The following is a 21,919-nucleotide window of genomic DNA, read 5'->3' as shown; positions in this document are numbered from 1 at the left end:
CAGGCGCGGGCCGCGACCGATCACGCCGAGGCGCGTCGGAAGCCTTCCACGTTCAGCCCGCAATCGTACGGTTGATGGCGAATGCCTCGACCAGGTGGGTACGGTCGATCCGGACGGGGATATTCGACACGTTCGGATCGTCATCGACGCGCTCGTCCCGAGACATGCGCCAGATCGTACGCTGTCAGGCAGAGAACCGTGCTTCAGCCCCCCTGCCCGGTCCGCCGATACCGCGCGCGAAAGCCGTCGGCGAAGGCGGCCAGCGTTGCCCCGGAGATCGCGTCGCGCAGCCGCTGCATCAGCGACTGGTAGAAGGTCAGGTTGTGCTCGGTCATCAGCATCGCCCCCAGCATCTCGCCCGAGCGGACGAGGTGGTGCAGGTATGCCCGGCTCCACCCGGTGCAGGCCGGGCAACCACATTCGGCATCGAGCGGCGCCCGGTCCTCGGCGAACTTCGCATTGCGGATGTTGATCGGCCCGTCCCACGTGAACGCCTGCCCGTTGCGGCCGGAGCGCGTGGGCAGCACGCAATCGAACATGTCGATCCCGCGCTCCACCGCGCCGACGATATCGTCGGGCTTGCCCACCCCCATCAGATAGCGCGGTTTCGCCGGGTCGAGCTGGCCGGGCGCATAATCGAGGCAGGCGAACATCGCCTCCTGCCCCTCCCCCACCGCCAGCCCGCCGACCGCATAGCCATCGAATCCGATCGCCAGCAGCGCCTCGGCCGAGGCGCGCCGCAGCCCCTCGTCCAGCGCGCCCTGCTGGATGCCGAACAGCGCCGCATCCTCGCGCCCCGCCTGATCGAACGCTGTGCGTGACCGGCCGGCCCAGCGCATCGAGCGTTCCATCGCGCGCGCCTGCTCCTCGGGCTTGCTGGTGGTGGGCACCAGTTCGTCGAACGCCATCACGATGTTCGAGCCGAGCAGGTGCTGGATCTCCATCGAGCGTTCGGGGGTGAGCATGTGGCGCGAGCCGTCGAGGTGGCTGCGGAAGGCGACACCCTCCTCCGTCACCTTCGATAGCGCCGAAAGCGACATCACCTGATAACCGCCGCTGTCCGTCAGGATCGGGCGATCCCAGCCCATGAAGGCGTGCAGCCCGCCCAGCCGCGCCACCCGCTCCGCGCCGGGGCGCAGCATCAGGTGGTAGGTGTTGCCGAGGATGATATCGGCCCCCGTCGCGCGCACGTCGGCGGGCTTCATCGCCTTCACGGTGGCGGCGGTGCCGACCGGCATGAAGGCGGGGGTACGGATCTGCCCACGTTTCGTGGCGATGCTGCCGGTGCGGGCGCGGCCATCGGTGGCGGCGATGGTGAAGGCGAAGCGGGGCGCGGTCATCGCCGCTCCATGAAGCGTGGCCGCCCCGCTGTCGAGTTTGGCGATCCTAATCCCCGCCCGGCAGCAGCAGGCTCGCGTCGCCATAGCTGTAGAACCGATAGCCGCCCGCGATCGCATGGGCATAGGCCGCCTGCATCCGCTCCCGCCCCATCAGCGCCGAGACGAGCATGAACAGGGTGGAGCGCGGCAGGTGGAAGTTGGTCATCAGCCCGTCGATCCCGCGGAAGCGGTAGCCGGGGGTGATGAAGATCGCGGTGTCCCCCTCGAACGGGCGGATCGTGCCGCTTTCGTCGGCCGCGCTCTCGATCAGGCGCAGGCTGGTGGTGCCGACCGCGATCACCCGCCCGCCACCTGCGCGCACCGCGTTGAGGCGGTCGGCGGTGGCGGCGTCGAGCCGGCCCCATTCGGCGTGCATCCGGTGGTCGGCGGTATCGTCCACCTTCATCGGCAGGAAGGTGCCGGCGCCGACGTGCAGCGTCAGCGTGGCATGATCGACCCCGGCCGCCTCAAGCCCCGCCAGCAGCGCGGGGGTGAAGTGCAGCGCGGCGGTGGGGGCGGCGACGGCGCCCGGCTCGGCGGCGAACATCGTCTGGTAGTCGTCGGCGTCGCGCGCGTCGGCGGGGCGCTTGCCGGCGATATAGGGAGGCAGCGGCATCCGCCCCGCGCGTTCCAGCAGCAGTTCCACGGGTTCGTCGCCATCGAAGGTCAGCAGCAGCGAGCCGTCCTCGGCCCGCGCCCCGGCCACCGCCGTCACCCCCGCGCCGAAGTCGATCGTGTCGCCCTCGCGCACGCGCTTCGCATTGCGGACGAAGGCGCGCCATGCGCGTGGCCCCTCGCGCTTGTGCAGCGTCGCGCCGATCCGGGCATCGCCGCGCCGCCCCTCGAGTTGCGCGGGGATCACGCGGGTGTCGTTGAACACCAGCAGATCGCCGGCGCGCAGCCGGCCGGGCAGGTCCGTGACATGTGCGTCCACCGTCGCCGGGCCGTCCAGCACCAGCATCCGCGCCGCATCGCGCGGGGAAGCGGGACGCAGAGCGATGCGATCGGGCGGCAGGTGGAAATCGAACAGATCGACGTGCATCGATGATCCTCGGGCGGGGCAGCCGGCTTGCTACCGACGCCCGGCCAGTCGGGGGACAGGCTGCGATGGCGTTCCGCTGGCGGGGCCGCGCCGCCGGTAAACAATTGTAGCCGCCATCCAGATGCCGGCCAGGTTCGCGACGGCAAGGCAGCTGCCGTCGCCCTATACCAGCGCTACCTCAGCGCCGACGCTTCGGCGCGGGCTTCGTGGCGGGCGGCGCGGCCAGCACCTCGGCGGCGTCGCCGGCGGCGCGGGCGGCCCCGTCGGCCGAGACCTTCGCGGCCTGCGCGCGCTCGCTGGCGGTCGCCTTGTCGCCCGAGGAGGCGGCGCGCGCCGCGCTTTCTGAGGCCATCGCCGCATCCACCGCCTGCTGCGAGGCAGCATCGGCGGCCGCCGACGCGGCATCACTGGCACGCGCCGCGCTGGGTGGGGGCGGCGGCACGTTGTCGCTGGCGAAGGAGGCGCGGATGATGCGCGAGGGGTTGGCCGGCGGCTCGCCCCGCTCGATCAGGTCGACATAGCCCATGCCCGAGATCACGCGGCCGACGGCGGTGTATTTGCCGTCGAGCTGGAGGTTGGGCGCGAGCATGAGGAAGAACTGGCTGTTGGCGCTGTCCGGCGATTCGGCGCGCGCCATCGACATCTCGCCGCGCACGTGCGGCATGTCGTTGAACTCGGCCTTCAGGTCCGGCAGGTCCGATCCGCCAGAGCCGTCGCCCTTGGGATCACCGCCCTGCGCCATGAAGCCCTCGATCACGCGGTGGAAGATCAGCCCATTGTAGAAACCGCGCTTCACCAGCAGCCTGATCCGCTCCACGCTGGCGGGTGCCTTGTCCGGCCGCAACAGGACGGACACGCGGCCGCCGGTGGACAGGTCGAGGTTGAGGATATTGGCCGGATCGGCCGCCGGGGCCGGCGCGGGGGCGGCCGGCGTGGCGGGCGAAACCGCCGGCTTCTGGGCGAAGGTGGGGGCGGCGACCAGCACGAGCAGCGGCGCCAGCATCCGAACGATACGCATTCTTACTCTCCCGGGGCGGTGCCCCATCAAGGATCAGCTGCCGCGACGGCCGAGCAGCCCGACGCGCGCCGCCATATCGGCCACTACCGCCTCGGGCACGAACTTGTCGATCGGGCCGCCGTAGATCGCGATCTCCTTCACCAGCCGCGAGGCGATCGGCTGGAGCGCGACGTCGGCCATCAGGAAGACCGTCTCGACCCGGTCGTTGATCTGCTGGTTCATTCCCGCCATCTGATATTCGTACTCGAAATCGGAAACGGCGCGCAGGCCACGCACGATGATCGAGGCGCCTTCGCGCTCGGCGAAGTCCATCAGCAGCGAATCGAAGGCGACGACGCTGATGTTGCCCGCCAGCGATCCGGTTTCCCGCCGTACCATCGCCATTCGCTCGTCCACGCTGAACATGGGCGACTTGGAGGCATTGGTCGTGACGCCCACGACCAGCCGGTCCACCAGCCCTGCGGCACGCGCGATGATGTCCATGTGACCCAGCGTGATCGGATCGAACGTGCCCGGATAGACCCCGACCCGCATCACCGGTCCCTCTCGACGACATAGCGTGCGACGGCCCGGAGCAGGCCCGCCTCGGCACCGAAGCTGGAGAGATGTGCGATGGCCTGATCGACGAGCATCGACGCCTGCTGCCGTGCGCGCTCCACCCCCAGCAGCGAGACGAAGGTGGCCTTGCCGGCGGCCTCGTCCTTATGCAGCGGCTTGCCGACGGCGGCCTCGTCGCCCTCCACGTCGAGCAGGTCGTCGGCGATCTGGAAGGCCAGGCCGATGTCGCGGGCATAGCCGCGCAGGCGGGTGCGGCCCTCGGCCGGCACGTGCCCCATGATCGCCGCGGCTTCCAGGCAGAAGCCAATCAGCGCGCCCGTCTTGAGCTGTTGCAGCCGGGTGACGGTGGAAAGATCGAACGTCTCGTGCTCGGCGGCGAGGTCCATCGCCTGCCCGCCCGCCATGCCGGAAGGACCGCTGGCCCGCGCCAGCTCCCGCACCAGCTCGATGCGAACGAACGGGTCGGCGTGGGTCGCCTCGTCGGCCAGCAGCTCGAAGGCGAGCGCGTGGAGCGAATCGCCGGCCAGCACCGCCGTCGCCTCGTCGAACTGGATGTGCACGGTCGGCCGGCCACGGCGCATGTCGTCGTCGTCCATGCAGGGCAGGTCGTCATGCACCAGCGAATAGACGTGGATGCATTCGATCGCGGTCGCCACCCGTAGCGCGGCGGCGCGATCGACGTTGAAAAGGTCGCACGCCGCGCATACCAGCAGCGGGCGCATGCGCTTGCCGCCGCCGATCGCGGCGTGGCGCATGGCGTGGAACAGCCGGGCGCGCGGATCCTCCGGCACGGGCAGCAGCAGATCGAAATTGCGGTCGATCTCGGCGGCCACCCGCTCCAGCGCGGGCTTCAAGCCGATCTGCGCGATCTCGCTCACCGGCCGGTTCAGCCGGCGTCGAAGGGTTGCGTGCGCGCCGGCTTGCCGTCCGCGCCAAGCGTGATCTTCTCGATCCGGGCCTGCGCCGAGGCCAGTCGCGCCTCGCACTGCGCGCGCAGGCGGTCCCCCTCGGCGTACAGCTCGATCGACTCGTCGAGGGTCGCCTCCCCGCTTTCGAGGCGTTGCACGATCGTCTCGAGGCGCTTCAGCGCGTCCTCGAACGAAAGCTCGGTGATACCGTCCTGATCCATCGTCCGGCTATTGGCGGTCGGCCGCGGTGTGGTCAAGCACGGCGGGCGCCGATGCGGTGGGCCGCGAGGCCGCCGACAGGGCTCGCGCCCGCTCTTCCGCCACCAGTTCCTTGCGGCTCAGCTTGCCGATCAGCGTCTTGGGCAGGGTCCGCCGGATCTCCACCGCCACCACGCGCTCGTGCTTGCCCAGCTGCGGGTTGAGCCACGTTCTCAGCGCCTCGCCATCCGCCGGGGTGCCGGGGTACAGCGTGACGAACGCCTTCGGCCGCTCGCCGAGGTAATCGTCGGGCACGCCGATCACCAGCGCCTCGCGCACGTCCGGGTGGGTGTACAGCACCGCCTCCACCTGGCTGGGGAACACCTTGAACCCGCCGACCGAGATCATGTCCTTCAGCCGGTCGACGATCCGCACATAGCCGTCATCGTCGATCGTGCCGACGTCCCCGGTCCGCAGCCAGCCATCGACGAAGCAGGCCGCGTCCGCCTCCGGATGGTTCCAGTAGCCGGACATGACCTGCGGCCCGCGCACCACCAGTTCCCCCGCCTCGCCCGGCGGCGCGGGCCTGGCCGGATCGTCGCGGTGGACGAGGGCGAAGCGGGTGGCCGGCAACGGCTGGCCGATCGTGCCGGTGCGGCTCTCGCCCTCATAGGGGTTGGTCGAGGCGATGCCGCCTTCCGTCAGGCCGTAGCCCTCGATCAGCCGCGCGGCCGTCGCCTCCTCGAACCGCGCCTTCAGCTCGGCGGACAGCGGCGCCCCGCCCGAGACGCACACCCGCAGCGACGACAGGTCCGCCTTCGCCAGCCCCGGGTGATCGAGCAGCGCCTGGTACATCGTCGGCACGCCGGGCAGCGAGGTGGCGCGGGTGCGCGCGACGGCGGCAAGCACCTGCCCCGCATCGAACCGCGGCAGCAACACGATCTCCCCGCCGGCCGAGACGGTGCGGTTCAGCACGGCGGCGTTGGCGAAGATGTGAAACAGCGGCAGGACGCCGACGATGCGGTCGTCGTCCCCGGCGTGGGGATCGATCGAGGCGATCTGGCGGGCGTTGGCGGTCAGCGCCTGATGCGTCAGCATCGCCCCGCGGGGCGTGCCGGTGGTGCCGCCGGTATATTGCAGCATCGCAATATCATTTTCCGGGTCGATCGACGCCGGGGTGCAGCCGCCGTCGTTGTCGATCAAAGCGGAAAAGGCGGTGATGCGCGGGTCGTCCGGCCGCTTCGTCACCTCGCCGCCGCGAAACAGGCGATAGAACAGAGATTTTGCCGGCGGCAGCGCCCCCGCGACGGAGCCGACGATCAGCCGCTCCAGCCCCGATCGCTCCATCACGGCGATGGCGGTGGGCAGCAGCAGGGAGGCGGACAAGGTGAACAGGATGCGCGTGCCCGAGTCCGCGACCTGATGCGCCAGCTCGTCGGCGGTATAGAGCGGCGAGAAGTTGACGACGGTCGCGCCGGCCAGCATCGCGCCGTAATAAGCCGCCACGTAATGCGGCACGTTGGGCAGGAACAGGCCGACGCGATCGCCTTTCGCCACCCCCATGCGCGTCAGCCCGCAGGCGACGCGGCGCACCCCGTCCAGCGTTTCGGCATAGCTGTACTTGCGCCCGAGGAAATCGATCAGCGGCGCCGTGCCCCGCCGAGCGGCCGTCCCGGCCAGCATGTCGGGCAGCGAGAGCGGAGCGAACGTCCGGTCCCACCCGGTGGGGTGCCTGTAGGCGTTGCGCCATGCGGCGGCGGGATCGCTCATGACGTTAACGTAAGACGCGGATCCGGATGAGGCAATCCCGGCATGGCGACCGGGACGCCCGCAATCATTCGTCATGCAGGCGCCCGCATGGAGCGCCCGCAGCGAGCCGTGTCAGGCGGTCTTCTTGAACGGATCGACCATGCCGGCGGGCAACTGGATGCCGCCGACCGTCGCCTCGGCATGAACCGCGTCCGCCGCCAGATGCGCGGCCTCGCGCTGGGCGCGCAGCTCACCGATCAGCGCCTCGCGGTCGCCCTCCAGCCGGTCGTCGACCGGGGCCTCGATGCCGGCCGCCTTGGCCGCCTTGGCGACGAGCGCGTCCAGCTCGCGCTGCGAGCACAGGCCGAGCGTGACGGGATCCTTGGGGGTGATGTTGGCGATGTTCCAGTGGGTGCGATCGCGCAATGCGGCGATAGTGGTGCGCGTGGTGCCGATCAGCTTGGAGATCTGCCCGTCCGATACCTCCGGGTGATTGCGCAGGATCCACGCGATGCCGTCCGGCTTGTCCTGCCGCTTGGAGACGGGCGTGTAGCGCGGCCCCTTGGTGCGGCGGACCTGCTCCGGCCCCTTCAGCATCGCGAGCGAGTGGCCGGCGTCGGCCTGCCCCTTGTCGATCTCGGCCTGCGTCAACTCGCCCGCGCGCACCGGATCGCGGCCGGTCAGCTTGGTGGCGGCGGTATCATCGGCGATCGCCTGGATCTCGAGAATATGCAGCCCGCAGAACTCGGCAATCTGCTCGAAACTGAGGGCAGTATTGTCCACCATCCACGATGCGGTGGCATGCGGCATGAGAGGCTGGGCCATCGGCGATCTCCACGAATAAAAAGGGCCGCCCCTTCACGGAGCGGCCGATACTTGGCATCAGCTGTAATCCCGCCGTCGGGCGAGGGCAAGGCGGATTGCGGCGCAGGGCGGGCGGATACGTGGACAAACGGCGACGAAGGTTGTCGGCGACGGCATTTTCGGCGACTGCGTGAAGGTGTTACGGACCGCCGATCATCCCGGTCTGCGGCATGAATGGGACGACACCGACGTCGTGGTCGGCGGCACCCGCACGCCTCCCTTTTCGGCGATGAGCCCCGCCGGCCGGTGCCGATGCCGATGCCGGACGTCGGCCGCACGCTAGCGCAGGCCGATGCGATCATCCGCCGGCCGGCGGAAGGATCGCCGCCGATCCGGGCCGACCGCCTGATCGCGCGCGAACGATGGAGTGGCTGGTTCGGGAGCAGTGGAGCCACGAGCCGTATGTCGCGGTCGCGCGGCTCCGGTCGCGCACGCTGACGCGATCCGTGGCCGATCCGGCGCAGCGGTTGACGGGGGTGGCAACGCGGCACCTACTCGGCCGGAAGGCGCGCGAGCGACCGGCCCGTTCTGGTCGGCCACGCCGCCACCCTCGCCGACATCGCGCTCGTGGCCTGTGCGCGGGTCGCGGACGAGGGCAGCTTCGCCCTGGCGCTCTATCCGGCCGTGACGCGGTCGATCGCGCACGCGCAAGGCAGCGTCCGCGATCAGCCCGGGGTTAAGCGACGCGCCCGCCCACCGTTACCGTTCCCGTGACCCTGGGGAGCTTTCGATGGCGCGGGAACGGCTGGATCCGATCGACGACTGGTTCGACGACGCGATGGTGGAAGTGCCCTGCCAGGACCTGCTCGACCTGCTGGAACGTTGCCTGAAACGGCTGGCGGAGGAGACGCCGACGCTGCACTGACCGCCGCCGCCCGCAGGCGGGCGATCAGCTATCGCCGGTGGTCAGCACGATCTTGCCGATGTGATCGCCCTCCTCCATCCGCCGGTGCGCGTCGGCCGCGCGGTCGAGCGGAAAGGTGCGGTCGATGATCGGGCGCAGCCGCCCCGCCTCGACATGCGGCCATACGGTGCGGCGCAGTTCGTCCGCGACCAGCGCCTTGAAGTCGGCACTGCGCGGGCGGAGCGTGGAGCCGGTCAGCGTCAGCCGCTTGCTCATCACCTTCCAGATCGGGATCTCCGCCTTCGCGCCCCGCTGTACCGCGATCGAGACGTGGCGGCCGTCGTCGCCGAGGCAGTCCAAGTTGCGCGGCAGATAGTCGCCACCGATCATGTCGAGCACCACCTGACAGCCCTTGCCGCCGGTGAACGCCTTCACCTGTTCGACGAAATCGGCCGTCTGGTAGTTGATCGCCAGATCCGCGCCGATCTCCCGCGCGCGGGCCGCCTTGTCCTCGCTGCCCACCGTCACGATCACCGTAAGGCCGAACAGCTTGCCCAGCATGATCGCGGTGGTGCCGATGCCGCCGGTGCCGCCGTGGACCAGCACGGTATCGCCCTCGGTCGCATAGGCACGCTCGAACAGGTTGGTCCACACGGTGAACACCGTCTCGGGCAGCGCCGCCGCCTCCACCATCGACAGGCCGTCCGGCACCGACAGGCAGTGGCGCGAGTCGGCAAGCGCATATTCCGCATAGCCGCCGCCCGACACCAGCGCGCACACACGGGTGCCGAGGAGCGCCGGCTCGACCCCGTCGCCCAGCGCCACGATCTCGCCCGCCACCTCGAGTCCGGGGATCGAGGGCGCGCCCGGCGGCGGGGGATAGGCTCCCTTGCGCTGCATCACGTCCGGCCGGTTGACACCGGCAGCCTCCACGCGGATCAGCACCGCGCCCGCCGGGGGCACCGGCACCGGCCGCTCCACCGCAACGAGCACCTCCGGTCCGCCGCTTTCCGCCGGGTCGATCGCCCGCATCGTCGTCGGCAGACCCGCCATCATTCATCCCCCGCAAAATCGTCTCCGGGTTTATTGACAGCGTGGCCGGTCCGGTCAACGATAACCCCATGGACGCGGAAGAACTTTTTCCGAAGCGAACGGACGACACGCTCATGGCGCTGGCGCGGCAGGATCTCGATCCGCTGTCCGTGGCCGAGCTGGAGGCGCGCATCGCCGCGCTGGAGGCGGAGATCGCCCGCACCGCGGCAAAGCGCGAGGCGGCCGTTAACCACCGCGCAACCGCCGATGCCCTATTCAGGCGATGATGGCGGGGCGACCGGCATACGCCCGCTCGGGGCGGAATATCCGGCGGGTCGCCGCACTTCTTGATCGCGCGCTTCTCCATCACGACATGGGGGTCAACAGCCCCGTCGATGATGGCATCGCCGATCATCCGGGTTCGAAGGAGTAGATGCCCATGCCTTCTTTTGCCCGCGAACTGGAGCAGACGCTCCACAACGCGCTGACCGCGGCCAGCAGCCGCCGGCACGAATATGCCACGCTCGAACATCTCCTGCTGGCGCTGATCGACGACGAGCATGCCTCCAAGGTGATGGCGGCCTGCGGCGTGGAGGTGGCCGACCTGAAAGAGGCCGTGCGCCTCTACCTCGACACGGAACTGGATGCGTTGAAGGTGGGGAGCGATACCGATCCCTCCCCCACCAGTGGTTTCCAGCGCGTCGTCCAGCGCGCCATCCTGCACGTCCAATCCTCGGGCCGCGAGGAGGTGACGGGCGCCAACGTGCTCGTCGCGCTGTTCAGCGAGCGCGAGAGCTACGCCGTGTTCTTCCTGCAGCAGCAGGACATGAGCCGCCTCGATGCGGTCAGCTTCATCAGCCACGGCGTCGGCAAGGCCGGCCAACCCACGGAGCAACGTGACGTGAAAGGCGCCGAGGAAGAGAAAGCCACCAAGCAGGACGGCAAGAAGGGCGAGAGCGCGCTCAAGCAGTTCTGCGTCGATCTCAACGAGAAGGCGCGGAACGGCAAGGTCGATCCGCTGATCGGGCGCGGCCCGGAGGTGGATCGCACGGTGCAGATCCTGTGCCGCCGCTCCAAGAACAACCCGCTCTATGTGGGCGATCCCGGCGTCGGCAAGACGGCGATCGCCGAGGGGCTGGCGCGCAAGATCGTCGAGGGGCAGGTGCCGGAGGTGCTGCTTCCCGCCGTCATCTACTCGCTCGACATGGGCGCGTTGCTGGCCGGTACACGCTATCGCGGCGACTTCGAGGAACGGTTGAAGCAGGTGGTGACGGAGCTTGAGAAGCTGCCGCACGCCATTCTGTTCATCGACGAGATTCACACCGTGATCGGCGCCGGCGCCACCAGCGGCGGCGCGATGGATGCCTCGAACCTGCTCAAGCCGGCCCTGTCCGGCGGCAGCATCCGCTGCATCGGATCAACGACTTACAAGGAGTTCCGCAACCACTTCGAGAAGGACCGCGCTTTGCTGCGGCGCTTCCAGAAGATCGACGTGAACGAGCCGACCGTGGAGGATACGATCAAGATCCTCGCCGGCCTGCGTTCCGCGTTCGAGGAGCATCATCACGTCAAGTACACGCCCGACGCGATCAAGTCGGCGGTGGAGCTGTCTGCGCGCTACATCAACGACCGCAAGCTGCCCGACAAGGCGATCGACGTGGTCGACGAAGCGGGCGCGATGCAGATGCTGGTGCCCGAAAACAAGCGCAAGAAGGTCATCACGCCCAAGGAGATCGAAAGCGTGATCGCCACGATGGCGCGCATCCCGCCGAAATCGGTCTCGTCGGACGACAAGAAGTCGCTCGGCACGCTGGAGACGGACCTCAAGCGGGTGGTGTTCGGGCAGGATCAGGCGATCACCCTCCTGTCCTCGGCGATCAAGCTGAGCCGGGCGGGCTTGCGCGATCCGGACAAGCCGATCGGCAACTATCTCTTCACCGGCCCCACCGGCGTCGGCAAGACGGAGGTCGCACGGCAGCTCGCCAGCATCATGGGCATCCCGCTCCAGCGGTTCGACATGTCCGAATATATGGAGCGTCACTCGGTCAGCCGACTGATCGGCGCGCCCCCGGGCTATGTCGGTTACGATCAGGGCGGGTTGCTCACCGATGCGGTCGATCAGCATCCGCACAGCGTGCTGCTGCTGGACGAGATCGAGAAGGCACATCCGGACCTGTTCAACATCCTGCTGCAGGTGATGGACAACGGCAAGCTGACCGATCACCACGGCAAGACGGTGGATTTCCGCAACACCATCCTCATCATGACGACGAACGCGGGCGCCTCCGACATGGCCCGCGAATCGCTCGGCTTCGGCAATCTTTCCCGCGAGGGTGAGGACGAGGAAGCGGTGAAGAAGATGTTCACGCCGGAATTCCGCAACCGGCTCGATGCGATCGTGCCATTCGGCTATCTGCCGACCGAGGTCATCAGTCGGGTGGTGGACAAGTTCATCCTCCAGCTGGAGTTGCAACTCGCCGACCGCGAGGTGCACATCGCGCTGGATGACGACGCCAAGGGCTGGCTGACGGCACGCGGCTACGACAAGCTCTATGGCGCGCGGCCGATGGGCCGGCTGATCCAGGAGAAGATCAAGCAGCCGCTGGCCGAGGAACTGCTGTTCGGCAAGCTCGTCCACGGCGGCGAGGTGAAGGTGCACCTGAAGGACGACGCGCTCGCCTTCGAGATCACCGCCGCCGCGCCGAAGAAGCCCAAGAAGGGCGGCAAGCCCAAGGAAGAAGTGCAGGCGTGAGGCCAGGCGACGGGGTGATGCCCGTCGCGGCGGCACGGATGGGCCGGCGGGCGATGCTCGCCGGCCTTTTCGTGTCGCCGCTGGTCGGGTCGGCGGCGCTTGCCCGCGTGCCGGGGTTGACCGCGCGGCTGGCGACGATCGAGGCGACGACGGGCGGGCGGCTGGGCGTGGCGATGCTTGATACCGCCACGGGCGAGGCCGCCGGCTATCGCGCGGACGAGCGGTTTCCGATGTGCAGCACGTTCAAGCTGCTCGTCGCGGCGATGACGCTCCACCGGGCCGGTCGCCTGCCTGGCACGCTTGATGCGATCGTGCCGTACGGTGCGGCGGATCTTATCGCGCACTCGCCCGTCACCGCCCGCCATGTGGCAACGGGCTTGACGGTGCGCGCACTGTGCCATGCGACGATGACCGAAAGCGATAACGCCGCCGCCAACCTGCTGCTCGCGCGGTTGGGCGGGCCGGCGGCGCTCACCCGCTTCGTGCGCGGGCTGGGCGACCGGGTGACGCGGCTCGACCGGATCGAGCCGGTGCTGAACGAAGCGCGCCCCGGCGATCCGCGCGATACCACCAGCCCCGCCGCCATGCTCGCCACGATGCACCGGTTGCTGTTAGGCCCGGTGCTGTCCACGCCCGGGCGGGCGACGCTGACCGGCTGGCTCGTGGCGAACCGTACCGGCGACACCCGGCTGCGGGCCGGCGTGCCGACCGGCTGGACGGTGGGCGACAAGACCGGCGCGGGCGAGAACGGCACCACCTGCGACATCGGCATCTTCTGGCCGCCGGGGCGCGCACCCATCCTGATGACCGCCTATCTGACCGGCGCCACCGTGCCCACCGAGGCGCGCAACGCGGCGCTGGCGGCGGCGGCGCGCGCGGTGATCGCGGCCTTGCCTCCGCCGGGCGGCCGGGGTTAGCCTCCCCCCGACGTACCGGGAGACGACGATGACCGACGAGACCATCCGCGCGAAGGCGATTGCGCTCTACGATCGCTTCACCCACGGCACGCAGGATCGCCGCAGCTTCATGGCGGAACTGACGGCGGTCGCCGGGGGCACCGTGGCGGCCAATGCGCTGCTCGCCAGCATCGCCGCCAGCCCGGCGGCCGCTGCGATCGTGCCGGCCGGCGACCCGCGCCTGAAGACGGCGACGGTGCGCTGGCCAGCGGCGGGCGGGCGAACGCTCTCGGGCTATCGCGCGGCGCCTGCGGGCGCGAAGGGGCGCTTGCCGGCAGTGATCGTGATCCACGAGAACCGCGGCCTGACCGAGCATATCCGCGACGTCGCCCGCCGGGTGGCGCTGGCGGGGTTCGTGGCGGTTGCACCCGATTTCCTCACCGTGGCCGGCGGAACCCCGACCGATGAAGACAAGGCGCGCACGATGATCGGCGCGCTGGATCTCGCTGCCACCACGGCGGATGCGGTAGCGACAGTGGCATGGCTGCGCGGCGACAAGACGACCAACGGCAAGGTCGGCGCGGTCGGTTTCTGCTGGGGCGGCGCGCTGACCGACCGCCTGGCGGTGGCCGCCGGCACCGCGCTGACGGCCGGCGTCCCCTATTACGGCCCTGCCCCCGCCCCGGCCGAGGCGGGCAAGGTGAAGGCGGCGATGCTGCTTCATTATGCCGGGCTGGACGATCGGGTGAACGCCACCGGCCTGCCGTGGGCCGAGGCACTGAAGAAGGCGGGGGTTCCGGTGGAGTCGTTCGTCTATCCGGGGGTGAACCACGCCTTCAACAACGATACCGCCGTCGGTCGTTACGACGCGGCGGCGGCGAAACTGGCGTGGGATCGCACGATCGCCTTCCTCCACGCCCGGCTCGGTTGAGGGAGGCGGGCATGACCGACACGCTGACGCTCTACACCAATCCGATGTCGCGCGGGCGGATCGCCCGCTGGATGCTGGAGGAGGTGGGGCAGCCTTATGAGACGAAGATCCTCGGCTACGACGGCGCGATGAAGGCGCCGGCGTATCTGGCGATCAACCCGATGGGCAAGGTGCCGGCATTGGTGCACGGGCAGACCGTGGTGACCGAGGTTGCCGCGATCTGCGCCTATCTGGCCGATGCCTTCCCGGCCGCCGGCCTCGCGCCCGCGCCCAACGCTGCATCACGCGGCCCTTATTATCGCTGGCTGTTCTTCGCCGCCGGCCCGCTGGAGGCCGCCGTGACCGACAAGGCCCTTGGCGTGACGGTGCCGTACGACAAGAAGATGATGGCCGGTTACGGCGATTTCGCCACCGTCATGGACGTTCTGGAAGACGCGCTGTCGGTCGACGGGTGGCTGGCCGGCGATCGGTTTTCGGCAGCGGACCTGTATGTCGGCGCGCATGTGATGTGGGGGTTGCAGTTCGGCTCGATCGAGAAACGTCCGGCGTTCGAGGCGTTCGCCGCCCGACTGGCGGAACGGCCGGCTCACCGGCGCGCCACCGAGATCGACGATGGGGCCATGCCGGATCAGGCACGCTGATCGCAGCGACCGGACGGCAAAAGGCCCGGCGGATCGCTCCGCCGGGCCTTTTGTTTGTCGTGACGCTGAAGGTTAGCGGCGGTCGCCCATGAACTGCAGCAGGAACGTGAACATGTTGACGAAATCGAGATAGAGGGTCAGCGCACCCATCACCACCGATTTGCCGATGAAGTCCGTGCCCTGCACCTGGAAGTACATGCTCTTGATCTTCTGCGTATCATAGGCGGTGAGGCCCGCGAACAGCAGCACGCCGATCCCGCTGATGACCAGCTGCATCACCGGCGACTGCAGGAAGATGTTGATGACCATCGCCACCAGCAGGCCGACGACGCCCATGATGAGGAAGGTGCCGAACGCCGACAGATCCTTCTTCGTGGTATAGCCGAACAGGCTCAGGCCGGCAAAGGCCGCCGCCGTCGCGAAGAACGTCTGCGCGATCGATGTGCCGGTGTAGACGAGAAAGATCGTCGACATCGACAGACCCATCGCCACCGAGAAGGCCCAGAACAGCATCCGCGCCGTGCTCGTCTGCAGGCGGTTGATACCGAAGCTGAGGACCATCACGAACGCGAGCGGCGCGAGGATGACGAGCCAGCGCAGCGGCGTCGCCATCACCTGCTGGGCATAGCCCGAGCCGGCGAACAGCATCGCGACGATACCTGTCAGCAGCACGCCCGATGCCATGTAGTTATAGACCGAAAGCATGTAGGACCGAAGCCCTGCATGGACCTCGGCCTCCCGTGCTCCGACCGACGACGGGCTCGCCGCAGCGGTCGTCCGGGGGTCAGACCAGTTTGCCATCGCAAGAAAACTCCCGATAAGGCGATCGACCAAAGCGGGATCGCCTTTGGGGAATATCGGCCGCCCTCCCCGCGAATACAAGGGAAAGCGGCTGGCGCCGTTTGTGTCGATTGTTTGCCGGGGACGCCATGCACCGCCTGTTCGTCGCTCTCCGTCCACCCGCCGCGATGCGCGCCCGGCTGCGATCATTGCAGGGCGGTATCGCCGGCGCGCGCTGGCAGGACGACGCGCAACTGCACCTTACGCTGCGCTTCATCGGCGCGGTCGATCGCCACGTGGGGGAGGATATCGCCGCCGCGCTCGGTGCGGTCCATTTCCCCCGCTTCGCGCTGGCGCTGGACCGGATCGGCTGCTTCGATCGCCACGGCCGGATCGACAGCCTGTGGGCAGGGGTGACGCCGGCCGACGATGTGACGCGGCTCCACGCCAAGGTGACGCAGGCGCTGGCCCGCGTCGGTATCGCACCGGAGGGCCGGGCCTATCTGCCGCACCTCACGATCGCCCGTTTCAGCCGCGCCGCCGCGCCGGCCATGGTGCCGACCGGGCCGATCGTGTCTGAAACCTATGAGATGACGGAATTCTGCCTGTACGAGAGCGTTCTCGGCCGGGACGGCGCGACCTATCTGGTGATCGAACGCTACCCGCTGGCGTAGGCGCCGGTCAGCGCAGCTTGTTGATCGACAACCCGTCTTCCTTGGCCCGCGTCTTCACCGATTCCTCACTGCGGGTCAGCGCCTTGGCGATCGCCTTCAGCGCCATGCCCTTCTTGGCGAGGGTGTGGAGCTTCTGGATCTCGTCCTGCGTCCACGGCTGGCGGTGTCGTTCGAACTTCTCGGCCATGAGTGACTCCCTGCGATCAGCGCCGCGCCTAGCATGGCGTGCCGGTGGATGCCGCATCTTTGCACGATCGGCCGGCGGGGCGGGGTGAGACGGGACGGTGGGTCGCATACCGCCCCGCCTCGCCGACGTCCCTAGCCGGCCGCCGACCGCCCGGTTGTGACCCCGCTCACATGGTAAACGGCCCGGGCATTTTTCCCCTGCGATCAGCCGGGTTTCGGCATCAGCCGCAGCAGGCGGCCGCCGCTCTCGCCGTCCTCCAGCACCCAGAGCGCGCCGTCCGGCCCCTGCTCCACCTCGCGGATGCGCGCGCCCATGTCGAACCGCTCGGCCTCGCGCGCGGTGTCGCCATCGAAGGCGATCCGGACGAGCGCCTTGCTGGACAGGCCACCGATGAAGGCACTGCCCTGCCACGCCGGGAACAGCGCGCCCGAATAGAACATCAGCCCGGCGGGCGAGATGACCGGATTCCAGCTTACCTTGGGTGCCTCGAACTCGGGCTGGGTCGAGTGATCGGGGATGACGCGGCCATCGTAATGATCGCCGTTCGAGACGATCGGGTAGCCGTAGTTGCGACCCGGCAGGATCAGGTTCACCTCGTCGCCGCCCTTTGGCCCCATCTCCTGCTCCCACAAGCGCCCCTTGGCGTCGAAGGCGATGCCGAGCAGGTTGCGATGGCCATAGCTCCACACCGCGGGGTGGAAGCCCTTCGCCGAAAGCGGATTATCGGCGGCCGGCGTGCCGTCGTCGTTCAGCCGCAGCACCTTGCCGAGCGTCACCCTGGGGTCCTGCGCCGGATCGAACTGCTGCCGCTCGCCATTAGTGAAGAACAGTTTGCCATCGGGGGCGAAGGCGATGCGGCCCGAATAATGGCCGTTGCCCTCCACCAGCGGGCTGGCGCGGAAGATCGTTTCGATCCCGTCCAGCGTCTCGGCCCCGGGCTTGCCAGCGAGGCGGCCGCGCGCCAGCACCACCCCCTTGCCGCCCTGCCCGGCAGTGGAATAGCTGAAATACACGAGCCGGTTCTGCGGGAAGCCGGGGTGGAGCACCACGTCCATCAGCCCGCCCTGCCCCGCCGAGTCGACCGCCGCGATCGTGGTAACGGTGCGCCGGGTCTTCCCGTCCGCCGAGACGAGCAGCATCTGCCCGGCCTTTTCCGTTACCAGCATCCGCCCGTCGGGGAGGAACGTCATCGCCCAGGGCGCGGCGAATTTGGCGACGGGCGTGGCATCGAACGGCTTGGCGGCACCGCGCTGCGGCCCGGTGATCGGCGCCTGTACGCTGGCGCCGGCGGCGGGCGCGGGCGCCGCCGCGGACTCGGCGTCTCCCCGACTGCCGCAGCCGACGAGCAGTGCGGCGGTGGCGAGGAGAAGGGGGGAGAGGCGCATATATCACTCCGAACAAACGACCAGATCGATAACTGCGAACGCCCCCGTCCGCGCAATGTTGCAGTCTTGTCGGCGCGGGCGAACCCGGCTATATCGCTCCCGTCTTCTCGACATTGGAAACTTTGCCGAGGTCGGCTCCCCCCGGAGCCGGCTGATGAAGGCGCTTATGTCGTTGCCCGCGGATGCGGCAGGAGATTGAATGGCGGATATCGCGCTGCTGATGAAGCTGATCGAACCCGAGGCGCAGGCACTCGGGCTCTCGCTCGTCCGCGTGGCGATGTTCGGCGGCAAGAGCGATCCGACGTTGCAGATCATGGCCGAGCGGCCGGATACCCGCCAGCTCGACCTGAGTGACTGCGAGGCGTTGTCGCGGCGCGTGTCCGAGATCCTCGACGCCGAAGACCCGATCGAGGAAGCATACAGGCTGGAGGTATCCTCGCCCGGGATCGACCGGCCGCTGACCCGCCGGCCGGATTACGAGGACTTCAAGGGCTTCGACGCGCGCATCCGGCTCGCGGTGCCGCTCGATGGCCGCAAGGTGTTCGAGGGCCGGCTGGACGGGCTGGAGGGCGATCATGTGAAGCTGCACGCCGAGCGTGTCGGCGAGGTGCTGATTCCGCTGGCCTCGATCGGCAACGCCAAGCTGCTGCTGACCGACGCGCTCATCAAGGCCACCGCGCCGCTCTCCACCGAGGGTGCGGACAAGATCATCGAAGACGCGATCGTCGAGGGTGCGCCCGCCGACGCCGCCGACAGAAATTCAACGGAAGGATGAAGCCGATGGCCACCGCCATTTCCGCCAACAAGGCCGAGCTGCTCGCCATCGCCGACGCCGTGGCGCGCGAGAAGCTGATCGATCGCGAGATCGTGATCGAGGCGATGGAGGACGCGATCCAGCGCGCCGCGCGCTCGCGTTACGGCGCCGAGAACGACATCCGCGCCAAGATCGACACCAAGCAGGGCGACATGCGGCTGTGGCGCGTCGTCGAGGTCGTCGAGGAGGTCGAGGACTATTTCAAGCAGGTGAACCTGAAGGAAGCCGAGAAGCTCCAGAAGGACGCCAAGGTCGGCGACTTCATCGTCGATCCGCTGCCGAACATCGAGTTCGGCCGCATCGCCGCGCAGGCCGCCAAGCAGGTGATCTTCCAGAAGGTGCGCGATGCCGAGCGCGACCGCCAGTATGACGAGTTCAAGGATCGCGCCGGCGAGATCATCACCGGCGTGGTGAAGCGGGTGGAGTTCGGCCACGTCGTCGTCGATCTGGGCCGCGCCGAGGGCGTCATCCGCCGCGACGCGCAGATCCCGCGCGAAGTGGTGCGCGTGGGCGATCGCGTGCGTTCGCTGATCCTGCGCGTGGCGCGCGAGACGCGCGGGCCGCAGATCTTCCTCAGCCGCGCCCATCCCGACTTCATGAAGAAGCTGTTCGCGCAGGAAGTGCCGGAGATCTACGACGGCATCATCGAGATCAAGGCCGCCGCGCGCGATCCGGGAAGCCGCGCCAAGATCGGCGTCATCAGTCACGACGGCAGCATCGATCCGGTCGGCGCCTGCGTCGGCATGAAGGGCAGCCGCGTGCAGGCGGTGGTGCAGGAGATGCAGGGCGAGAAGATCGACATCATCCCCTGGTCGCCCGATCTGGCCACCTTCGTGGTCAATGCCCTGCAGCCGGCACAGGTCGCCCGCGTGGTGATCGACGAGGAGGACAGCCGTATTGAGGTGGTGGTGCCCGACGACCAGCTGTCGCTGGCGATCGGCCGTCGCGGCCAGAACGTGCGGCTTGCCAGCCAGCTCACCGGCTCGGCGATCGACATCCTCACCGAGGCGGACGCCAGCGAGAAACGCCAGAAGGAGTTCGTGACGAACAGCGAGCTGTTCCAGAACGAGCTGGACGTGGACGAGACGCTCTCTCAGCTGCTGGTGGCCGAAGGCTTCGGCTCGCTGGAGGAAGTCGCCTATGTCGAGGCGGACGAGATCGCCACGATCGAGGGTTTCGACGAGGAACTGGCCGCCGAGTTGCAGAGCCGCGCGCAGGAAGCGCTCGACCGTCGCGAAGCCGTGAACCGCGAACTGCGGCAGGGGCTGGGCGTGGACGACGCGCTGATCGACATGCCGTATCTGACCGAGGCGATGCTCGTGACGCTCGGCAAGGCCGGCATCAAGACGCTCGACGATCTGGGCGATCTCTCCACCGACGAACTGGTGCTCAAGAAGCGGGTCGAGCCGCGCCGCCGGGTGGAAAGCAACCGCGCCGAGGACAAGCCGGGCATCCTTTCCGAATATGGCCTGACCAACGATCAGGGCAACGAGATCATCATGGCCGCGCGCGCGCACTGGTTCGATGAACCGGAAGCCGACGCCGCCCCGGAAGCGGAGGCCTGATGCCGTTCATCGACATCCGGCTCGCCGGCCCCGCCACGCGCGAGCAGAAGGCGGGGATCGTCGCCGACGTGACGCGCGTGATGGGCGAGCGGCTGGGCAAGCCGGCGAGCGCGGTGCAGGTAAACATCACCGAGCTGTCGCTTGAGAATTACGGTGCGGGCGGCATCCTGATCGCCGATCGCGCGGCGCCTCCGATCCCGGAGGACGCTTTCGCGGATGGGCAACGATGATCGCCCCGATGGCCTGACCGCCGACGCCGAACCGCCGGGCCACGCCGGGCGGAAGGAACGTCACGTGCCCGAGCGCAAATGCGTTCTCTCGGGCGAGAAGGCGCCGCGCATGGCGCTCGTCCGCCTCGCGCTGGGGCCGGACGGCAGCGTCGCGCCCGATGTGCGCGCCAAGGCCGGCGGGCGCGGCGCGTGGATCGGCGTGGACCGCGCCACGCTGGAAACCGCGATCGCCAAGGGCAGGCTGAAGGGCGGTCTGGCGCGTGCGTTCAAGACCGCCACCTTCACCATCCCCGACGATCTGCCCGACCGCATCGAGGAGGCATTGCGCCGCGCCACGCTGGATCGGCTGGGGCTGGAGGCGCGCGCCGGCACGTTGCTGACCGGATCGGAAAAGATCGCCGAGGCCGCGCGGCGGGGCAACGTGGCGATGCTGATCCACGCCGCCGATGCGGCGGCGGACGGCAACCGCAAGCTCGATCAGGCGCTGCGGGTGGGTCGTGAGGAACAGGGCAGCGGCGCACGGGGACTCGTAATCCCGGCGAACCGGGCCATATTGTCGATGGCGTTGGGCCGCGAAAATGTGGTACATATCGCGCTGATCGTGCCGGCTGCCGCCGCGCGCGTCGCGCAAGCGCTCGGTCGCTGGTGTGACTTTATTGGACGAGATGACGGCGACGATCCTTGCGACATGGGTTCGCAGGGGCCATCGGCGCTTCGGGATGAGAGTGAAGGGTTCGGTTGCTAGATGAGCGATAACGACAAGCCGAAACTGGGTATGCGCGCACCGCTGGGGCTGAAGCGCACGGTCGAGACGGGCAAGGTGAAGCAGAGCTTCAGCCACGGCCGCTCGAACACCGTGATCGTGGAAACCAAGCGGCGCCGCGTGCTCACCAAGCCCGGCGAAGCGGAAGCGCCCGTCGCGGAGGCACCCGCCCCCGTTGCCGTGGAGGCGCCCGCTCCCGTGGCAGCGCCCGCGCCTGCCGCCGCACCGGCCCCGGTTGCACCGCCCGCCCCGGTTGCCGCAGCCGAGCCGGTTGCGCCACCTGCGCCGGTCGCAGCCCCTGCGCCGGTCGCAGAGACGCCCGCACCCGTGACCCCGCCGGCCCCTGCGCCGGCGCCACCCGTCGCGGCCGCCTCCGCACCGACGCCGTCCGCTCCGGTCGCAACGGCACCTGCGCCTGCGCCGGTTCGCGCGCCGACCCCGGCCGCCCCGCCGCGCCCGGCCCCGCCACGGGCGCAGCAGCGCCCGGTGCCGACCCGCACGCTTTCGCCGCTGTCTCTTATAAACATCTCCCAGCCCACGAGACATCTCAGGGTCTCGTATTCCGGCTTCTTCTTGCAAAAAAAAAACTCCGCTACCTACAACTGCACCTTCAGCCGCCCGTGGCACGCCGCCCCCCCCGCTCCCTCGTCGGCCACGCCGCCCCTCAAACCCTCTCTCTTATACACCTCTCCCTGCCCACTCTACCCTT

Annotated in this window: 24 protein-coding genes; 12 read left to right on the top strand and 12 right to left on the bottom strand. The window is 68.9% G+C overall.

The genetic code is table 11. The features are described 5' to 3' along the window. Window positions 1–203 precede the first annotated feature (203 nt). From tgt to FOY91_RS07470, 8 genes are all read right to left on the bottom strand, one after another. A complete protein-coding gene (tgt, locus tag FOY91_RS07505) occupies window positions 204–1,340 on the bottom strand; it encodes a tRNA guanosine(34) transglycosylase Tgt (RefSeq protein ID WP_145149689.1) in 1,137 nt (378 codons plus the stop codon). 46 nt (window positions 1,341–1,386) lie between these two features. Then, the gene (queA, locus tag FOY91_RS07500; RefSeq protein WP_145149687.1) at window positions 1,387–2,421 is read right to left on the bottom strand and encodes a tRNA preQ1(34) S-adenosylmethionine ribosyltransferase-isomerase QueA; all 1,035 of its coding nucleotides are present in this window, start codon (window positions 2,419–2,421) and stop codon (window positions 1,387–1,389) included. Window positions 2,422–2,599: 178 nt separating this feature from the next. Further along, window positions 2,600–3,439, bottom strand: coding sequence for a peptidylprolyl isomerase (locus tag FOY91_RS07495; protein ID WP_145149685.1), 840 nt, complete (start codon window positions 3,437–3,439; stop codon window positions 2,600–2,602). 33 nt (window positions 3,440–3,472) lie between these two features. Further along, a complete protein-coding gene (coaD, locus tag FOY91_RS07490; RefSeq protein ID WP_145149683.1) occupies window positions 3,473–3,973 on the bottom strand; it encodes a pantetheine-phosphate adenylyltransferase in 501 nt (166 codons plus the stop codon). Further along, complete coding sequence (locus FOY91_RS07485) at window positions 3,973–4,866, bottom strand: polyprenyl synthetase family protein (protein WP_420822866.1); 894 nt, start codon at window positions 4,864–4,866, stop codon at window positions 3,973–3,975. The genes coaD and FOY91_RS07485 overlap by 1 nt, the downstream gene beginning before the upstream one ends. 17 nt (window positions 4,867–4,883) lie before the next feature. Then, window positions 4,884–5,126, bottom strand: a complete 243-nt coding sequence (locus tag FOY91_RS07480) for an exodeoxyribonuclease VII small subunit (protein ID WP_145149679.1) — start codon at window positions 5,124–5,126, stop codon at window positions 4,884–4,886. Window positions 5,127–5,133: 7 nt separating this feature from the next. Beyond that, on the bottom strand, window positions 5,134–6,873 hold the full coding sequence (locus tag FOY91_RS07475) for a long-chain-fatty-acid--CoA ligase (protein WP_145149677.1): 1,740 nt from the start codon (window positions 6,871–6,873) through the stop codon (window positions 5,134–5,136). A gap of 111 nt (window positions 6,874–6,984) precedes the next feature. Next, window positions 6,985–7,677: a DUF1013 domain-containing protein gene (locus FOY91_RS07470; RefSeq protein WP_145149675.1), complete on the bottom strand. Its 693-nt coding sequence runs from the start codon at window positions 7,675–7,677 to the stop codon at window positions 6,985–6,987. 769 nt (window positions 7,678–8,446) lie between these two features. On the opposite strand from FOY91_RS07470, the gene FOY91_RS22595 reads away from it, so the two are divergent. After that, the gene (locus FOY91_RS22595; RefSeq protein WP_275265943.1) at window positions 8,447–8,581 is read left to right on the top strand and encodes a hypothetical protein; all 135 of its coding nucleotides are present in this window, start codon (window positions 8,447–8,449) and stop codon (window positions 8,579–8,581) included. Window positions 8,582–8,605: 24 nt separating this feature from the next. Here FOY91_RS22595 and FOY91_RS07460 read toward each other — a convergent pair whose 3' ends face one another. Continuing rightward, a complete protein-coding gene (locus FOY91_RS07460) occupies window positions 8,606–9,613 on the bottom strand; it encodes an NAD(P)H-quinone oxidoreductase (RefSeq protein ID WP_203234518.1) in 1,008 nt (335 codons plus the stop codon). Between the two features lie 68 nt (window positions 9,614–9,681). Here FOY91_RS07460 and FOY91_RS07455 point away from each other — a divergent pair, with 68 nt between their 5' ends. From FOY91_RS07455 to FOY91_RS07435, 5 genes are all read left to right on the top strand, one after another. After that, window positions 9,682–9,879, top strand: a complete 198-nt coding sequence (locus tag FOY91_RS07455; protein WP_145149673.1) for a DUF1192 domain-containing protein — start codon at window positions 9,682–9,684, stop codon at window positions 9,877–9,879. 152 nt (window positions 9,880–10,031) lie between these two features. Continuing rightward, window positions 10,032–12,344: an ATP-dependent Clp protease ATP-binding subunit ClpA gene (clpA, locus tag FOY91_RS07450; RefSeq protein ID WP_145149671.1), complete on the top strand. Its 2,313-nt coding sequence runs from the start codon at window positions 10,032–10,034 to the stop codon at window positions 12,342–12,344. A 38-nt stretch (window positions 12,345–12,382) separates the two neighbouring features. Further along, entirely contained in the window at window positions 12,383–13,261 is an 879-nt protein-coding gene (gene bla / locus FOY91_RS07445; protein WP_420822865.1) for a class A beta-lactamase, read from the top strand. A 28-nt stretch (window positions 13,262–13,289) separates the two neighbouring features. Next, window positions 13,290–14,171, top strand: coding sequence for a dienelactone hydrolase family protein (locus FOY91_RS07440; protein WP_145149668.1), 882 nt, complete (start codon window positions 13,290–13,292; stop codon window positions 14,169–14,171). An 11-nt stretch (window positions 14,172–14,182) separates the two neighbouring features. Continuing rightward, the gene (locus FOY91_RS07435; protein ID WP_145149666.1) at window positions 14,183–14,812 is read left to right on the top strand and encodes a glutathione S-transferase family protein; all 630 of its coding nucleotides are present in this window, start codon (window positions 14,183–14,185) and stop codon (window positions 14,810–14,812) included. Window positions 14,813–14,884: 72 nt separating this feature from the next. On the opposite strand, the gene FOY91_RS07430 is transcribed toward FOY91_RS07435, so the two are convergent. Continuing rightward, the gene (locus FOY91_RS07430; protein ID WP_145149664.1) at window positions 14,885–15,613 is read right to left on the bottom strand and encodes a Bax inhibitor-1/YccA family protein; all 729 of its coding nucleotides are present in this window, start codon (window positions 15,611–15,613) and stop codon (window positions 14,885–14,887) included. Between the two features lie 128 nt (window positions 15,614–15,741). Here FOY91_RS07430 and thpR point away from each other — a divergent pair, with 128 nt between their 5' ends. Beyond that, window positions 15,742–16,266 carry an RNA 2',3'-cyclic phosphodiesterase gene (thpR, locus tag FOY91_RS07425; RefSeq protein ID WP_145149662.1) on the top strand — a complete coding sequence of 175 codons (525 nt, stop codon included), beginning with the start codon at window positions 15,742–15,744 and terminating at the stop codon, window positions 16,264–16,266. Between the two features lie 7 nt (window positions 16,267–16,273). Here the strand turns inward: thpR and FOY91_RS07420 are convergent, their stop codons facing one another. Then, a complete protein-coding gene (locus FOY91_RS07420; RefSeq protein WP_145149660.1) occupies window positions 16,274–16,453 on the bottom strand; it encodes a hypothetical protein in 180 nt (59 codons plus the stop codon). 203 nt (window positions 16,454–16,656) lie between these two features. Further along, window positions 16,657–17,838: a PQQ-dependent sugar dehydrogenase gene (locus tag FOY91_RS07415; protein ID WP_145149658.1), complete on the bottom strand. Its 1,182-nt coding sequence runs from the start codon at window positions 17,836–17,838 to the stop codon at window positions 16,657–16,659. Between the two features lie 199 nt (window positions 17,839–18,037). On the opposite strand from FOY91_RS07415, the gene rimP reads away from it, so the two are divergent. The 5 genes from rimP to FOY91_RS22310 all read left to right on the top strand — a co-directional run. Further along, window positions 18,038–18,613, top strand: a complete 576-nt coding sequence (gene rimP / locus FOY91_RS07410) for a ribosome maturation protein RimP (RefSeq protein WP_145149656.1) — start codon at window positions 18,038–18,040, stop codon at window positions 18,611–18,613. A 5-nt stretch (window positions 18,614–18,618) separates the two neighbouring features. Further along, window positions 18,619–20,217 carry a transcription termination factor NusA gene (gene nusA / locus FOY91_RS07405; RefSeq protein ID WP_145149654.1) on the top strand — a complete coding sequence of 533 codons (1,599 nt, stop codon included), beginning with the start codon at window positions 18,619–18,621 and terminating at the stop codon, window positions 20,215–20,217. Beyond that, window positions 20,217–20,447 carry a tautomerase family protein gene (locus FOY91_RS07400; RefSeq protein ID WP_145149652.1) on the top strand — a complete coding sequence of 77 codons (231 nt, stop codon included), beginning with the start codon at window positions 20,217–20,219 and terminating at the stop codon, window positions 20,445–20,447. The genes nusA and FOY91_RS07400 overlap by 1 nt, the downstream gene beginning before the upstream one ends. After that, entirely contained in the window at window positions 20,434–21,192 is a 759-nt protein-coding gene (locus FOY91_RS07395; protein ID WP_145149650.1) for a DUF448 domain-containing protein, read from the top strand. The genes FOY91_RS07400 and FOY91_RS07395 overlap by 14 nt, the downstream gene beginning before the upstream one ends. After that, the coding region (locus tag FOY91_RS22310; protein ID WP_238995294.1) for a translation initiation factor IF-2 associated domain-containing protein at window positions 21,193–21,919 on the top strand (727 nt) is incomplete at its 3' end.

It is taken from the genome of Alterirhizorhabdus solaris, from assembly GCF_007785815.1.
GTDB classification, from domain to species: domain Bacteria; phylum Pseudomonadota; class Alphaproteobacteria; order Sphingomonadales; family Sphingomonadaceae; genus Alterirhizorhabdus; species Alterirhizorhabdus solaris.
This window is presented reverse-complemented; position numbering and strand designations above follow the sequence as displayed.